Source organism: Streptomonospora salina, from assembly GCF_014204715.1.
GTDB lineage: Bacteria > Actinomycetota > Actinomycetes > Streptosporangiales > Streptosporangiaceae > Streptomonospora > Streptomonospora salina.
In genome coordinates this window covers 457,377-473,526 of record NZ_JACHLY010000001.1, presented here as the reverse complement: position 1 = coordinate 473,526, position 16,150 = coordinate 457,377, and the positions used below count along the sequence as shown (strand labels likewise).

The window sequence follows — 16,150 nt, the reverse complement described above, 5'->3', positions numbered from 1 at the left end:
ACGTGAGCAATTCCGACCGAACCGGACGGGGCCGACGGCGTGCGCGCCCGGACGCGCCCAACCGTGCACCCCGGGAGTCCGACGAAGCCGGCGGCGTCCGCGACAGCGGTTCCGATGCCGAAACCGGAGCGCAGCGCGGCGCCGGGGCCCCAGGCCGCGGGCGGCGCACCGGAGCGTCCCAGGCCCGCCGCGGAGGCCGGCCGGGCGCCCCGGTCGATCCCGTATCCAAGTTCTCCGCGTCGGCGCTGCGCCGGGTGAGCGTGCTCGGCGATCGGCCTGCCCAGGTCGTCTACGGCCTCGCCGAGCAGAGCACCCGCGCCTACGGCACCAAGGCCCTGGCCGGCCTGCTGGCGCTGTGTGTGGTCGCCCTGGTGGCGCTGCTGAGCGTACTGACGTACCAACTGGCCAACGCCACGGTCGCCGGGACCGGTACCACCGGCAGCAGCGCCATCGTCGCCCCGCCCGAGGGGCACTCCACCCTGGTGCCCGAGTTGTACCAGTCCCAGCCCGAGGACGACGCGTTCGAGCCCATCGCCGATCGGCCCGACGGCGCCGGGCCGATCCCCGAGGACGAGCTCTTCGGATCCGACACCGAGGAGCTGGAGCTGGACGGCCAGAAGCTGATCCGCGACCAGACCGAGACGACCGACACCTGCACGTCCATGGTCTGGGGCGAGGCCGCCGCCGAGTCGCTGGTCGAGGCCGAGTGCACATCGGCCGCCAGCGCCGTCTTCCTGGACTCCGGCGAGGAGTACATCGCGCAGTTCACCCTGTTCGACCTGTCCTCGCAGGATTCGGCGGGGTCGGTGGCCGAGGCGCTCGACCCCGGGGAGCCCTCCACGGCCCCCGGGTTCCTGCTGCCGCAGAAGGACGGCGTCGACGGGCTGCACAAGGACTACAGCCAGGCCACCGCACAGGTCATGGGACACTACCTCGCGGTGTACTGGGTGGCGCGCACCGACGGTGCCGAGCCCGGCGACGACGACACCCTCTCCACGGTGAACGTCGCGGCGATGAACGCCTCCACCTGGGTCTACCGGCAGGTCGGCGAGGCCGAGCAGAAGTAGCTCACCCGCGGGGCGCCGTACGGGCGCGGCGGAGGCGGGAGCGGGAGCGCCGCTGTGCGCGGGCGGCGGGCGCCGGGCGGTCGCCGCCGCAAGCTAGGATTTGCGCACCGGCGGCACGGGCGCATGCGGCGTCGCCGTCACCCCCGCTGAATGAGAACACAGCCCCCGCGACCGTCCGAGAGGTTCTGGTGTCTTCTAAGTCGTCCGTGTCCGGTGTCCCCGGTCGGCGGAGGAAACCCGACGAAGCCGACTCCATCGAGGGTCTGGCCGCGCCTCCCGTCCGCCGCAAGGGAGCCCGCCGCCGGCGCAAGGGCGCCCGCGCCAAAGCGCCCGGCGGCGGCAGAATGCTGCGCCTGCTGCTCGGCGCCCTCGGGGCGGCCGTCGTAGCCCTGGTCGTCGTGCTCGTCCTGCAGTTCGCCACCGGGGGCCCGGACGCGCCGGAGAACCCGGTTCCCGCCGCCTTCCAGATCCACGATTCGGGCAGCGAGGTGCTGTCGACCCGCGAGGTCGACTCCCGCCCCCTCAGCGAGCGCGAGCTGTTCGGCGGCGACGCCGAGCAGATCGACAGTTCCAGCCAGGGCATCACCTTCGGTCTGCAGACGTCGTCGCTGAGCGAGGACTGCGCCTCGGCCGTGTGGGGCGAGGGGGTGCGCACCGCTCTGGCCGACGCCGACTGCACCCAGGCGGCGCAGGCCGGCTACACCTCCGACGACTACGTCGGCGCGGCCGTGATGTTCAACCTGCGCGACGCCGAGGCCGCCCAGTCGGTGGCCACGGCGCTGCAGCCGCCCAAGGAGGCCGACGCCGAGCCGTCCGGGTTCATGACCGTGCCCGCCGTCGAGGAGGATCCCTTCTCGGCTCTGGGCGGCGGGTACAGCGCCGCGGAGGCCACCGTCAGCGGCCACTACCTGAGCGTCGTGTGGGTGCAGCCGCTCGGTTCCGAGGACCCCGCCGAACGCGTGAGCCTGGTCTCGCCGCTGATCGCGCTGAACAACTTCCGCGACCCGCTCTACAGCCGCGAGGTCCAGCTGGAGAATTTCATGGAGAACCAGGAGAACCAGGAGAACCAGGAGAACCAGGGGAACCAGGGGAACCAGGAGGAGGCCGTGCCGGGAGCCTGACGGCGTCCCGGCGGCCCTCGACCGGGGGACGGCCGGGTACCTGTCGGCGCACGGCGCGCCGCGGGATACCCGGCAGCCGCTCAGTCCCCCTGCGGGGGATACGGGGCGGTGACCGTCCGGGCGGCGAGGTCGGCGACCGCGGCGCGCAGGCGGGGCATGCGGTGCTCCGGCAGGTCGAGCAGCGTGTGTCCGCTGAGCCAGGGCACGGCCGCGGCGACCTCCTGGCGGGCCGTGCGCTTGTTGACCGGATCCCCGGCGGCGCTCGAAACCCGCACCAGCCCGGCGCGCAGCGTGGCGGCGAGTCGGCCGTGGGGGCGGCGCTGGCAGTACAGGAGCAGCTCGTCGGCCCAGTCGGCGCCCTGCGCGTTCTCCACGGCCCGCACCGTCGTCAGCCGCGGTGCCGGGGTTCCGCTCAGGAAGCGCACCCGGAAGCGCGGGGCCAGGAGGCGGGCCAGCGCGCGCTGGCCCGCCCGGTCGCGGACCGCGGTGTGGGACGCGGGCACCACGGCGGCCGCCTCGGGGCCGGGCGCGGCCAGCAGCGCCCGCCCCAGCAGCTCCTCCCAACCGCCGGTGAGGTTCAGCGCCGCGCGCCCGGCGTCGGCAGGGCTCTCCAGCCAGGTGTCCAGCCGCACGCGGTGCGGCGCGGGACTCTCGGCGCCGCCGTCGGCGCCCGGCGCCGGTTCCAGAGCGGCGCGCGGCCACTCGCCCACGGCGGTCTCGGCCCCGGCGCGCTGCAGGACGGCGCGCGCGTGCGACTCCTCCAGCGCTCCCCGGGCCTCGGCCGCATTGGCGCCGCGGCTGTAGACCCGTGCCGTGCGCCCCGATCCGCGTCCCGCCGCGGGGGTGCGGCCGGTCGGCCGCAGCACGTACATGTCGCTGGCCGCGCCGATCGCCTCGGCGCCCAGGTAGCGGTTGAAGTCGGGCCACAACGCCTCGGTGGCGAGCCCCAGCGCGCTCAGCCGCGACTGGGTCTTGGCCGTCAGCGCCGGGGTGGTCTCGCTGGCGCCGTAGGCCAGCAGCACGCGTCCGTGCTGCGGATCGGCGAGCCCGTCCAGGCCGCGGCGCACGAACAGCTCGACGCCTTCGGGGGTGTAGGGCGGGTCGGTGAAGGCCAGATCGGCGCGGCCGCGCACGGCGTCGGGCAAGCCCAGCCGCAGGTCGCCGAAGTAGCAGTGGACCGCAAGGTCCAGGCGGCGGGCGGCGTCGTCGATGTAGGCCAGCATCCGCTCGTCGACGTCGACCACGGCGGCCTGCAGCCCCGGGGCGACCAGGGTGGCCGCCAGCGAGGTCAGGTCGTGGTCGCCCACGCACAGCAGCTGCGCGCCCTCCAGCGTGAAGCGGCTGGCGAGCAGCAGTCCGCGGCGCAGCGCGGTTTCGGCGGTGGCGGCGACGTGGTCCAGGTCGGTGCGGGGCGCGGGGGCCTCGTCGACCAGGCGGCGCAGTTCGGCGGCGGTCTCGCCGTAGCCGTCCAGCAGGTGGGCGACGGGGTCGGCGGTTTCCGGGCGGTGGAACGAGCCGTAGTCGTCGGGCCGCAGGAGCCGCACCCGAGCACCCGCGCCGTCCCAGCAGACCTCGCCGGTCAGGGCGTCGAGCACGGACTGCACCGCGCGGTGGGCCACGGCGGTGCGGCGCGCCAGCTCCCGCGGCGACCACCAGTCCCCGTCGGCGAGCGCGGCGAGTACCCGGTGCAGCCGCGCGGCGCCGACGCCGTGGCCCGCGAGGAGGTCGGTCAGGGCCGGGGGCGGATCGGCGGGGCCGTGGGGAGCGGAGCCGTCGCCGGTGCGGTCGTTCATCCCCCGATGATCGCGTACCCGCCGCGCCGCGTGCGCCCGCAGCGGCTCCGATCCGCCCGCTGCCGACCGTCCCGGGCCGGCGGCCCGGGCCCGTATCCGGTGCCGGCGGACCCGTATCCGCGGAGCGAATGTGGCGCGAGTCGCAGCCCTTTTCTCACCGCCGCTTTATGTCACCCGTGTTGCCTGCGGGTACGCTGTGTGTGACACGAATCCGCCCCCGGCGCTCAGTGCCGCACGGGGGCGGTGTACGGTTCATGCGTTCCGCTTTGCCGCGCTCTGTGGAGATCGGGGCGAAAGAGATGTTTGCGGGGTTGTGTCGCTTGGAAAGAACCACGGCTAGCCCCGAAGGGCGGGTCGACGCCGACCTTCCCGCGGCGGCCGGGCCCGCGGGTCCGATCCCGCCGCACCGAGGCCGTATCCCGGTCTAGACCTCCGATTCCGTTTCGGGGCTGGACCCTTGTACAACCACTACTGACGAGTGCGGCCACTGACCTGGGCCGACACCGGTCGACACGAGGACGTGACGCAGCTGGGCGCCCGGCGCCCGCGGCTGTGGGACCGGTTCCGGGCAGAGCCGCCTTCGCATGCTGACGCAGCAGGGCCAACGTCGTCCCGGATGCGCTTTCCCGAAGCCCATACGTACGACGACAGGAGGGTAGATGCCTGCTGGCCAGGTGCAGCGTTCGTCCGCCCGGACCGACGCCGACTCCACCCGTGAGGGCCTGTACGACACCGCCTACGAGCATGACGCCTGCGGTGTCGGATTCGTGGCCGACCTCTCCGGCCGTCGCAGCCACGACATCGTCGAGAAGGCGCTGACGGTACTGCGCAACCTCGACCACCGGGGCGCCGCCGGCGCCGATCCCGAGGACGGCGACGGCGCGGGGATCAGTACCCAGGTGCCCGACGCCCTCTACCGCGAGGTCTGCGGCTTCGAACTGCCCCAGGCCGGCCGCTACGCGACCGGTATCGCGTTCCTGCCCGCCGACGCCGACGAGCGCTCCGCGGCCGTCGCCACCATCGAGGCCGTCGCCGGCGAGGAGAGCCTGCGCGTCCTGGGCTGGCGCGACGTCCCGGTCGACTCGGACTTCTGCGGCCCCGCGGCCCGCGCCTCCATGCCGCACTTCGCCCAGCTGTTCGTAGCCGGGCAGGAGGGCACCGCCGCCGACGGCCTGGGCGGCATCGACCTGGAGCGCTACGCCTACTGCCTGCGCAAGCGCGTCCAGCACGAGACGGGCGTGTACTTCCCGAGCCTGTCCCCGCGGACGATCACCTACAAGGGCATGCTCACCACGCCCCAGCTGGAGCCCTTCTACCCCGACCTGTCCGACCGGCGCTACGCCAGCGGACTGGCCCTGGTGCACTCGCGGTTCTCCACCAACACCTTCCCGTCGTGGCCGCTGGCCCACCCCTTCCGCTACATCGCCCACAACGGCGAGATCAACACCGTCAAGGGCAACCGCAACATGATGCGGGCCCGCGAGGCCACGCTGGCCAGCGACCTGCTGCCGGGCGACATCGCGCGCGTGTGCCCCGTCGTCGCCCCCGACGACTCCGACACGGCCTCCTTCGACGCCGCCCTGGAGCTGCTGCACCTGGGCGGGCGCTCCCTGCCCCACGCCGTGCTGATGATGATCCCCGAACCCTGGGAGAACCACACCGAGATGGACCCGCAGGTGCGGGCCTTCTACGAGTTCCACTCCATGCTGATGGAGCCCTGGGACGGCCCCGCATCGGTGTCCTTCACCGACGGCTCCCTCATCGGCGCGGTCCTGGACCGCAACGGCCTGCGCCCCGGCCGCTACTGGGTCACCGACGACGGCGTCGTCGTTCTGGCCAGCGAGGCCGGCGTGCTCGACGCCGAGCCCTCCCGCATCGTCCGCAAGGGGCGGCTGCAGCCCGGCCGCATCTTCGTGGTCGACACCGAGCAGGGCCGCATCATCGAGGACGAGGAGATCAAGGGCGAGCTCGCGGCCGAGCACCCCTACGCCGAGTGGCTCGAGCGCGGTGTGGTGCAGCTGTCGGACCTGGAGCCGGGCGAGGCCGAGCCGGTCGAGGACCTCCTGCGCCAGCAGCAGGTATTCGGCTACACCGAGGAAGAGCTGCGCATGATCCTGCAGCCGATGGCCGGCACCGGCGCCGAGCCGATCGGCTCCATGGGCACCGACACCCCGGTCGCGGCGCTGTCGTCCCGGTCGCGCCAGCTGTTCGACTACTTCTCGCAGGGCTTCGCGCAGGTCACCAACCCGCCGCTGGACGCCATCCGCGAAGAGCTGGTCACCAGCCTGCACACCGCGCTGGGCGCCGAGGAGAACGTGCTCTCGCCCGACCCGGAGGACTGCCGCCGGATCGTGGCGCCCACCCCGGTCGTCGACGAGGCGGGTCTGGCCGCGATCGTGCGCGCCGGCACCGCCGAGGACGGCGACCCGGCGTTCGCCGCCTTCGTCGCCAACGGCACCTACGAGGTCGCCGGCGGCGGGGCGGCACTGTCGCGGCGCCTGGACGAACTCTGCGCCGAGGTCTCGGCGGCCATCGCCGAGGGCGCGCACATCGTCGTACTCTCCGACCGCGGAGCCGGCCCCGAGCGGGCGCCGATCCCCTCCCTCCTGCTCACCGGCGCCGTCCACCACCACCTGGTGCGCGAGAAGACCCGGACCGAGGTCGGCCTGGTGGTCGAGTCCGGCGACGCCCGCGAGTGCCACCACATCGCCCTGCTGCTGGGCTACGGCGCCTCGGCGGTCGCGCCTTACATGACCCTGGCCACGGTGCGCGACATGGTCGAGCGCGGGGTCGTCGGCGGCATCAGCGCCGAGGACGCCGTGGCCAACACCGTCAAGGCCTTCGGCAAGGGCGTCCTGAAGATCATGTCCAAGATGGGCGTGTCCACGGTCAGCTCCTACACCGGCGCCCAGATCTTCGAGGCGCTGGGCCTGGGCCCGGAGGTCGTCGACCGGTGCTTCGCCGGCACCTCCTCGCCGCTGGGCGGCGTCGGCTTCGACGTGCTGGCCGAAGAGGTCGCCGCGCGCCACGCCGTCGCCTACTCCGCCAACCCCGCCGACCACCGGCGGCTGGCCATCGGCGGCGAATACCAGTGGCGGCGCGAGGGCGAGCCGCATCTGTTCAGCCCCGAGACCGTCTTCAAGCTGCAGCACGCCACCCGCACGCGCCGCTACGAGATCTTCAAGGAGTACACCTCCAAGATCGACGACCAGGCCGGCGAGCTGATGACGCTGCGCGGGCTGTTCCGCCTCAAGGAGGGGGTCCGCGAGCCGGTGCCGATCGAGGAGGTCGAGCCGGCTTCCGAGATCGTCAAGCGCTTCTCCACCGGTGCCATGTCCTACGGCTCCATCTCCGCCGAGGCCCACGAGACCCTCGCCGTGGCGATGAACCGCCTCGGGGGCAAGTCCAACACCGGCGAAGGCGGCGAGGACCCGAACCGCTTCACGCCCGACGACAACGGCGACCTCCGCCGCAGCGCCATCAAGCAGGTCGCGTCGGGGCGGTTCGGCGTCACCTCGCACTACCTCACCAACTCCGACGACATCCAGATCAAGATGGCCCAGGGCGCCAAGCCCGGCGAGGGCGGGCAGCTGCCCGGCCACAAGGTCTACCCGTGGATCGCCGACACCCGGCACTCCACGCCCGGTGTGGGCCTGATCTCGCCGCCGCCCCACCACGACATCTACTCCATCGAGGACCTGGCCCAGCTCATCCACGACCTGAAGAACGCCAACCCGCAGGCGCGGGTGCACGTGAAGCTGGTCTCCGAGGCCGGGGTGGGTACCGTGGCCGCGGGCGTGTCCAAGGCCCACGCCGACGTCGTGCTGATCTCCGGCCACGACGGCGGCACCGGCGCCTCGCCGCTGACCTCGCTCAAGCACGCGGGCACGCCGTGGGAGCTCGGCCTGGCCGAGACCCAGCAGACCCTGCTGCGCAACGGACTGCGCGACCGCATCTCCGTGCAGGCCGACGGGCAGATGAAGACCGGGCGCGACGTGGTCGTGGCCGCGCTGCTGGGCGCCGAGGAGTACGGCTTCGCCACCGCTCCGCTGGTGGTCTCGGGCTGCGTGATGATGCGCGTGTGCCACCTGGACACCTGCCCGGTGGGCGTGGCCACCCAGAACCCGGAGCTGCGCAAGCGCTACTCCGGCCAGGCCGACTTCGTCGTGAACTTCTTCGAGTTCATCGCCCAGGAGGTCCGCGAGTACCTGGCCGCGCTGGGCTTCCGCAGCCTGGACGAGGCCGTGGGGGCCGTCGACCTGCTGGACACCGCTGAGGCCGTGGACCACTGGAAGGCCTCCGGGCTGGACCTCGCACCGGTGCTGCAGGACGTCGGGGAGGCGCCGGGCGACCACCGCCACCGGGTGCGCGGCCAGGACCACGGGCTGGAGAAGGCGCTGGACAACACGCTGATCCAGCTGGCCGAGGGTGCGCTGGAGCTGGGTGAGCCGCTGAAGCTGGACCTGCCGGTGCGCAACGTCAACCGCACGGTCGGCACGATGCTGGGCCACGAGATCACCCAGCGCTACGGCGCCGAGGGCCTGCCCGACGACACCGTCGACATCACCTTCACCGGCTCGGCCGGCCAGTCCTTCGGCGCGTTCGTGCCGCGGGGCGTCACGCTGCGGCTGGTGGGCGACGCCAACGACTACGTCGGCAAGGGGCTCTCGGGCGGCCGGATCACGGTCCGCCCGACCGAGGACGTGCCGTACGCGCCCGAGCGGCACATCATCGCCGGCAACGTCATCGGCTACGGGGCGACCTCCGGCGAGGTGTTCCTGCGCGGCGTCGTGGGCGAACGGTTCTGCGTACGCAACTCCGGAGCCGTGGCCGTCGCCGAGGGCGTGGGCGACCACGGGTGCGAGTACATGACCGGCGGGCGCGCCGTCGTCCTGGGCACGACCGGGCGCAACTTCGCCGCGGGCATGTCCGGCGGCATCGCCTACGTCCTGGACCTCGACCCCGAGCGGGTCAACGGCGGGATGGTCGATCTCGACCCGCTGGACGACGACGACCGCGCGTTCCTGCGCGACATCCTCGACCGCCACCGCGAGGCCACCGGTTCGAGTGTCGCCGGAGAACTGCTGGCCGACTTCGACAACGCCGTCACCCGGTTCGGCAAGGTCATGCCGCGCGACTTCAAGCGGGTCCTGGCGGCCCGGGCCGAGGCCGAGCGCGCGGGCCGCGACGTCGGCGAGGCCATCATGGCCGCAGCGCAGTCCTGAACCGTCGGCCGGACACGAAAGGAGGGAGACACGACATGGCTGACCCGAAGGGGTTCCTCACGATCACCGAGCGGGAGCTTCCCGCTCGGCGCCCGGTCGACGTGCGCATCCAGGACTGGAACGAGGTCTACGAAGAGGCCGACCGCGGCACCGTCGTCAAGCAGGCGTCGCGCTGCATGGACTGCGGCATCCCGTTCTGCCACAACGGCTGCCCGCTGGGCAATCTCATCCCCGAGTGGAACGACCTCGTCCACCGCCACGACTGGGGCGAGGCGATCGAGCGGCTGCACGCCACCAACAACTTCCCGGAGTTCACCGGGCGACTGTGCCCGGCTCCGTGCGAGTCGGCGTGCGTGCTGGGCATCAACCAGCCCGCCGTGACCATCAAGAACGTGGAGAACTCCATCATCGACCGGGCCTGGGAGGAGGGCTGGGTGCGCCCCCAGCCGCCCGAGGTCCGCACCGGCAAGAAGGTCGCCGTGGTGGGCTCGGGTCCGGCCGGGCTGGCTGCGGCCCAGCAGCTCACGCGGGCGGGCCACGACGTCACCGTCTTCGAGCGGGCCGACCGCATCGGCGGGCTGCTGCGCTACGGCATCCCCGAGTTCAAGATGGAGAAGCACCACATCGAGCGCCGCCTGGGCCAGATGCGCGCTGAGGGAACCGGGTTCCGCACCGGCGTGAACGTGGGAGCGGACGTCTCCGTCGAGGAGCTGCGCACCCAGCACGACGCCGTTCTGCTGGCCGGCGGCGCCACCGCCTCGCGCGACCTCCCGGTGACCGGGCGCGAGCTCGACGGCGTCCACCAGGCCATGGAGTACCTGCCGCTGGCCAACCGGGTGCAGGAGGGCGACACCGACGAGCCCGCCATCACCGCCGAGGGCAAGCACGTCGTCGTCATCGGCGGCGGCGACACCGGAGCGGACTGCGTGGGCACCGCCCACCGCCAGGGCGCCCTGTCGGTCACGCAGCTGGAGATCACGGCCAAGCCGGCCGCGGAGCGGCCGGAGAACCAGCCGTGGCCGACCATGCCGATGGTCTACAAGGTCTCCACCGCCCACGAGGAGGGCGGCGAGCGGATCTACTCGGTCAACACGCTGGAGTTCCTGGGCGACGACCAGGGGCGCGTGCGCGCGCTGAAGCTGGTCGACGTCCAGCGCACCGACAAGGGGTTCGAGCCGGTGCCCGGTTCCGAGCGCGAGATCCCCGCCGGTCTGGTCACACTGGCCATGGGCTTCGTGGGCCCCGAGAAGGAGGGCTTGATCGAGGACCTGGGTGTGGACCTGGACGGGCGCGGCAACGTCGTCCGCGACACCGCTTACACGACCACCGTCGACGGCGTCTTCTGCGCCGGAGACATGGGCCGCGGCCAGTCCCTGATCGTGTGGGCCCTCGCCGAGGGCCGCTCGGCGGCGGCGAGCGTGGACCGCTTCCTCAGCGGCGGCGAGGAAACGGTGCTGCCCACCGCCGTTCCGCCCACGGAGCGGCCGCTGACCGCGAGCTGAACGCGGGCGGGCCCGCGGCGGACGGGTGCGCGCCCGCCGCGGGTACCCGGGCCGGACCGTAGGCGAGGGGCCGCCGGACACCGTTCCGGCGGCCCCTCCCGCGCCGGGCGCCACGGTGCGCCGCGGGGCGGGCGCCCGCCCCGGACCGCCGTATCGAGCGGGTATTCGGGGCGCGGGACGGGTAGGCATTCCGGCATGGGCTACCGCCTGCTCGCCGATGCTGCCATGCTGCTGCACTTCGGCTTCCTGTGCTACGTGGCCCTGGGCGGATTCCTGGTGTGGCGGTGGCCGCGGGCGTTCTGGCCGCACTTGGCGGTATGCGCTTATGCGCTGGGCATCATCGACTTCGAGTGGCAGTGCCCGCTCACCGGGATCGAGCACTGGGCGCGTGAGCGAGCCGGCCTGGAGGGCCTGCCCGCCGAGGGGTTCATCGACCATTACCTGACCGGTGTCGTCTACCCGGAGCGCTACCTGGCCGAGGTCCAATTCGCCGTGGGAGTGGTGGTGGCGCTGTCGTGGCTGGTGGCGCTGTACCTGCTGCTGCGGTGGCGCCGTGCCGCGGGTGAACGGGCGGGACAAGCCGGCTCGCGTTAAGGGACCGTGGGGATTTCGCTCCGGCAAATCCCCGCAAAGCGGGCATTCCGTGAGGCAAGGAAGGGTAATATCGGGGCATAGCGGGCATTTCCCCTTTGTTGGTGCCCCGAGGGGCAGGCGTACATTCGGGGGTATGAGCATGGTGACCCCGGAAGCCCTCCGCTCCGCGGAGCACTTCGTCTCGCGCGACGCCCGACTGATCGACCGCCACCGCTTCGCCTACCACTTCCGTGCCGGCTCCGGCGAGCCCATCCGCGCGGCCCTGGACTCCTACCGCAACGTCGACGGCGGATTCGGCAACGGCCTCGAACCCGACCTGCGCGGCCACGGCAGCCAGCCCGCCGCCGTCGCGCTCGCCCTGCGCTACCTGGACGAACTCGGCCCCGTCCCCGCAGGCATCGCCGACGGCATCGGCCGCTACCTCACCGGCGTCGCCCGCGACAGCGGGGGAGTCCCGCCCGTGCTGCCCACCGCCCGCCACACCGAGGCGGCGCCCTGGTGGCGCGAACGCAGCGACTTCGACGCAGCGCTGAACCCCACGGCGACCCTGGCCGGTCTCATGCACCGCCACCGCATCTGCCCCGGCTGGCGCGACCGCGCCACCGCCTTCTGCTGGTCCCGTATCGGTGCGCTGCGCTGGACCACGCCCGAAGAGGCCATCGCCGTATGCACCTTCCTGGAGAACGTGCCCGACCGCCGGCGCGCCCAGGAGGAGTTCGACCGGATCTCCCCGGCCATCCGCGCCGTCATCGAGACCGACCCCCGGGTCCAGGGCCACGTGCACCGGCCCCTGGACCTGGCCCGCCGCCCCGACCACATCGCGCGGCGCCTCTTCAGCGACGACGAGATCGCCGCCGACCTCGACGGGCTCCTGCAGCGCTGGAGCGAGGACGGCGGCTGGGACATCACCTGGCACAGCTGGGCACCCAGCGCCCGCAACGAATGGCGCGGCCTGCTGACCGTGCGCAATCTGACGATCCTGTGCGACTACGGCCGCCTTGCCTCCGACGTCCCCACGGTGCGCAGCGGCTGATCCGGTGCGCTGGGACCCGGCCGGCCGTGCGGGGGCGCGCCCGGGACGCGCGTAAGCCGCCGGCCCGTGGGTAGCGGAGACACGGGCAGAGCCCGGACGCGCCCGCGGCGCCAGGCGGCGCCGCGACCGCCGGGAACGCAGTCGCACGAAAGGGACCCGCCCCTATGGCTTCCGACCTCGACGGATCCGTCATCGCATTCCTCGCCGCTCCGGAGGGAACCGAGCAGGTCGAGCTCACCGAACCGTGGGAGGCGGTGGAGAAGGCCGGCGGCCTCCCGCAGCTGATCTCGACCTCATCCGGGCGCATCCAGGCGTTCAACCACCTCGACAAGGGCGACACCTTCACCGTCCACGCCACCGTCGAGGACACCGGCCCCGACGACTTCGCCGGGCTCGTGCTGCCGGGCGGCGTAGCCAACCCCGACTTCCTGCGCACCGTCCCGAGCGCGGTCTCCTTCGTGAAGGGGTTCTTCGACAGGGCCAAGCCGGTCGCCGCCATCTGCCACGCACCCTGGATCCTGATCGAGGCCGACGCCGTCTCCGGACGGAGCCTGACCTCGTTCCCGAGTCTGCGGACCGATATCACCAACGCCGGCGGGGAGTGGGTGGACGAGCGGGTCGTGGTCTGCTCCACAGGGCCCAACAAGCTCGTCACCAGCCGGAACCCCGACGACATTCCGGCCTTCGACGAAGCGCTGCTCAGCGCGTTCGCCGAGTAGCGGCCCGGTGTACGCCCGCTCGCAACCTGGTTTAGACCACTGCACTGTCCATACGCTTTAGAGTGTTAAGCGTGACACGTCGAGCCAAAATCGTCGCGACCCTCGGTCCCGCGACGTCGAGCCCGGAGAGTATCCGCGCGCTCGTCGATGCGGGACTCGACGTAGCGCGACTCAACCTCAGCCACGGAACCTACGAGGACCACCACGCGAGCTATACCAACGTCCGAGCGGCCGCCGAGGCCTCCGGACGCAGCGTGGGCATCCTCGCCGACTTGCAAGGGCCCAAGATCCGTCTGGGCAGCTTCCCCGACGGACCCGTCGAGCTGGCCGCCGGCGACCAGTTCACGGTGACCGTCGAGGACGTCCCCGGCGATCACAACCGGGCCTCCACCACCTACAAGGGACTGCCCGGCGACGTCCGGCCCGGCGACCGCGTCCTCATCGACGACGGCAACGTGGTCCTGGAGTGCACCAAGGCCACCAACACCGAGGTCCAGACACGGGTCCTCATCGGCGGCCCCGTCTCCGACCACAAAGGGCTCAACCTCCCCGGCGTCTCGGTCAGCGTGCCCGCGCTGACCGAGAAGGACGAGGACGACCTGCGCTGGGCCCTGGAGGAGGGCGTCGACATGGTCGCGCTGTCCTTCGTGCGCAGCCCGGCCGACGCCGACGACGTCCACCGGATCATGGACGACGTCGGGGTGCGGGTCCCGCTCATCGCCAAGATCGAGAAACCGCAGGCCGTCGAACGGCTCCAGGACATCATCGAGGTCTTCGACGGCGTCATGGTCGCCCGCGGCGACCTGGGCGTTGAGCTGCCCCTGGAGAACGTCCCGATGGTGCAGAAGCGCGCCGTCGAGCGGTGCCGGGACAAGGCCAAGCCGGTGATCGTGGCCACCCAGATGCTGGAGTCCATGATCACCTCGGCCCGGCCCACCCGCGCTGAGGCCTCCGACGTCGCCAACGCCGTCCTGGACGGCGCCGACGCGGTCATGCTCTCGGGTGAGACGAGCGTGGGGGCTTACCCCATAGAGACCCTCGAAACCATGGCGCGCATCGTGGCGGCCGCCGAGCAGGAGTCCCTGCGGGCCTCCCACGTCCTCAACCGGGTCCCCGAGACCACCGGAGGGGCCATCGCCCGCGCCGCCGCCGAAGTCGGAGCCACCGTCGGCGCCAAGGCCCTGGTCGCCTTCACCATGTCCGGCGAAACCGCCCGGCGCCTGGCCCGCTACCGCTCGCCGGTCCCGCTGCTGGCCTTCAGCACTCAGGCGTCGACACGGTCGCAGCTGTCTCTGACCTGGGGCGTGGACACCCACCTCGTCCCCTGGGTCGACCACACCGACGACATGGTGCGCCAGGTCGAAGGGGAACTGCTGGAAATGGGCATCTACCAGAAGGGCGACAAGATCGTCGTCGTCTCCGGAAGCCCGCCCGGTACACCCGGTTCCACCAACTCGCTGCGCGTGCACCGCATCGGCGACGCCATCACCCACGGCCGCTGATCCGGTCCCGGGTCGAGGCGGCTGACGCCTCCCCACACCGGCCCTCACCCCGCCAGGCCCTCCGGGCTTGGCCGGGGAGGGCCGAGCGGGACCCGCCGGCCTCGTGGATCGTCTAGCTCTGCAGGGCGCTGGGCAGCCCGCCTTCGTAGGGGACCCGCTCCAGCGGCATATCCCAGGGCAGCCGCTGCCACGGGCTCGCCGGATCGAAGGCGAGCAGCCCCAGCGCGGTCCACGTCCGCTCCCAGCCCGGCCCCCGCTGGGGGCAGGTGAGCAGGTAGCCCCCGTGGAAGGCCTCGGCCAGCTGCTGCCAGCCCGTGTAGCGGCGTTGCAGGTCGGCTGCCGTGCGGCGCAGCAGACTCTGGACTTCGACCCGGCTGAGCCACTCCAGGGCGGCCCCGCCGCAGGCCAACCGGATGATCTGCGCCGAGCGCCACCACTGGTGGGCGGCCACGACGACGGTCGCGGTGCCCTCGTCGGCGCCGGTGACGGCGCGCAGCCGCGCCACCTGCTCGGCGGAGAGCCGCACCACCCGTTCGCGGGGCGTGCCGGGCCGGGGGCGTCCGCGCAGCGTCCCGGCGGCGAAGTCGATGCGCAGGTCGGCGTCGTCTCCGCTGTGCAGCTCCTCCCACAGCCGCTCGATCGCCGCCAGGAGCGACGCACGGTCGACGACACCCCATTCGCGTTCCAGCGTGCGCCGGTAGCGGCGGCGCAGCTGGGGGCGCTCGACCGTGTCCCACGGTTCGGCCAGGGCGGTGCGGAAGGGAGCGGCTACGGCCGCGGCCCAGCGCTCGGTGCTGAGCGCGGCCTCGGGGTCGGCGGTGTGCAGCCCCGGCGGTTCGCGCGAACCCACCACCAGTTCCGTGAAGCTGCCCGCGGCCAGCAGCAGTGCGGGTGCCAACGCCCAGCCCGGCCGGTCCAGTACGACGAGCAGCACGATGGCGAGGGCGAGCGGGGCCATCAGCCAGGGCTGCCGACGCTGGGAGCCCCACGAAACCAGGATCCAGGCGCTCGTCGTCAGCGCCCCGGCGATCGCCGCCACCGCGGTCAGCACCAGGCTCTCCTCTTGCTCGCTGCCGACAGCTCCGCACGGCGGCCCAAGGTGCCGCCCGAGTCGCTGTCCACGTATCCGCCAGAAGTCCAGGATCGGCGACCCGCGGCGGCCATGGCGACCGTACTCACCGGTCGTGCTCGTGTTGTGGCTGCACTGTGACCGGGCGGAGCTCTCCGGCGGTGCGGTGGCCGCACCGGGGAGCGGAATCGGGCCCGCAGGAGAAGCGGGGAACCGGGGAGGACCGGGGCGCGGCTCCGCCGGGCACCGACGGCGCCGCGGGTGCTGCGGGCGCGGGGCGGAAGCGTGCACGGTGCCCTGAGTGGGATTCGAACCCACACTGTACGAGGTTTGAGCTCGCTCGCTCTGCCGGTTGGCGTATCAGGGCTGCGGAGCGGGAACGGAGTCGACACAGCCGAAACCCGGCGACATGTCGCGGAAGCCGAGTCGCAACCCGGCTGCGGTTCCCGTGGCCGCTGCTGCTCATCGTAGCGGATCCCGGTAGCGTTCAGGGAACGCGGGAACCGTGTGCCAGAGGCTTCCACC

10 protein-coding genes and 1 tRNA gene are annotated in these 16,150 nt (G+C 72.6%); 8 read left to right on the top strand and 3 right to left on the bottom strand.

The window, feature by feature from the left end; translation table 11 throughout:
* Window positions 1-2: 2 nt before the first annotated feature.
* Complete coding sequence (locus HNR25_RS02175) at window positions 3-1,067, top strand: hypothetical protein (RefSeq protein ID WP_246463502.1); 1,065 nt, start codon at window positions 3-5, stop codon at window positions 1,065-1,067.
* A 206-nt stretch (window positions 1,068-1,273) separates the two neighbouring features.
* The gene (locus tag HNR25_RS02170; protein ID WP_184633002.1) at window positions 1,274-2,188 is read left to right on the top strand and encodes a hypothetical protein; all 915 of its coding nucleotides are present in this window, start codon (window positions 1,274-1,276) and stop codon (window positions 2,186-2,188) included.
* 80 nt (window positions 2,189-2,268) lie between these two features.
* Here HNR25_RS02170 and HNR25_RS02165 read toward each other — a convergent pair whose 3' ends face one another.
* A complete protein-coding gene (locus tag HNR25_RS02165) occupies window positions 2,269-3,981 on the bottom strand; it encodes a bis-aminopropyl spermidine synthase family protein (protein ID WP_184633000.1) in 1,713 nt (570 codons plus the stop codon).
* Between the two features lie 659 nt (window positions 3,982-4,640).
* Between HNR25_RS02165 and gltB the strand changes: the two genes are divergently transcribed.
* From gltB to pyk, 6 genes are all read left to right on the top strand, one after another.
* Window positions 4,641-9,206 carry a glutamate synthase large subunit gene (gene gltB, locus HNR25_RS02160; protein ID WP_184632998.1) on the top strand — a complete coding sequence of 1,522 codons (4,566 nt, stop codon included), beginning with the start codon at window positions 4,641-4,643 and terminating at the stop codon, window positions 9,204-9,206.
* Between the two features lie 35 nt (window positions 9,207-9,241).
* Window positions 9,242-10,708 (top strand): glutamate synthase subunit beta, encoded by a 1,467-nt coding sequence (locus HNR25_RS02155; RefSeq protein ID WP_184632996.1) that lies wholly within the window; start codon window positions 9,242-9,244, stop codon window positions 10,706-10,708.
* Window positions 10,709-10,903: 195 nt separating this feature from the next.
* Window positions 10,904-11,302 (top strand): DUF2784 domain-containing protein, encoded by a 399-nt coding sequence (locus HNR25_RS02150; protein WP_184632994.1) that lies wholly within the window; start codon window positions 10,904-10,906, stop codon window positions 11,300-11,302.
* A 133-nt stretch (window positions 11,303-11,435) separates the two neighbouring features.
* Complete coding sequence (locus HNR25_RS02145) at window positions 11,436-12,335, top strand: prenyltransferase (RefSeq protein ID WP_221457411.1); 900 nt, start codon at window positions 11,436-11,438, stop codon at window positions 12,333-12,335.
* Window positions 12,336-12,499: 164 nt separating this feature from the next.
* Window positions 12,500-13,054, top strand: a complete 555-nt coding sequence (locus tag HNR25_RS02140; protein WP_184632992.1) for a type 1 glutamine amidotransferase domain-containing protein — start codon at window positions 12,500-12,502, stop codon at window positions 13,052-13,054.
* Between the two features lie 71 nt (window positions 13,055-13,125).
* The gene (gene pyk, locus HNR25_RS02135) at window positions 13,126-14,556 is read left to right on the top strand and encodes a pyruvate kinase (protein WP_184632990.1); all 1,431 of its coding nucleotides are present in this window, start codon (window positions 13,126-13,128) and stop codon (window positions 14,554-14,556) included.
* Between the two features lie 112 nt (window positions 14,557-14,668).
* Here the strand turns inward: pyk and HNR25_RS02130 are convergent, their stop codons facing one another.
* Together HNR25_RS02130 and HNR25_RS02125 are read right to left on the bottom strand one after the other, a co-directional pair.
* Entirely contained in the window at window positions 14,669-15,607 is a 939-nt protein-coding gene (locus tag HNR25_RS02130; RefSeq protein WP_184632988.1) for a DUF1266 domain-containing protein, read from the bottom strand.
* A gap of 311 nt (window positions 15,608-15,918) precedes the next feature.
* Window positions 15,919-15,992 (bottom strand) — tRNA-Leu (locus HNR25_RS02125).
* Between the last annotated feature and the right edge of the window lie 158 nt (window positions 15,993-16,150).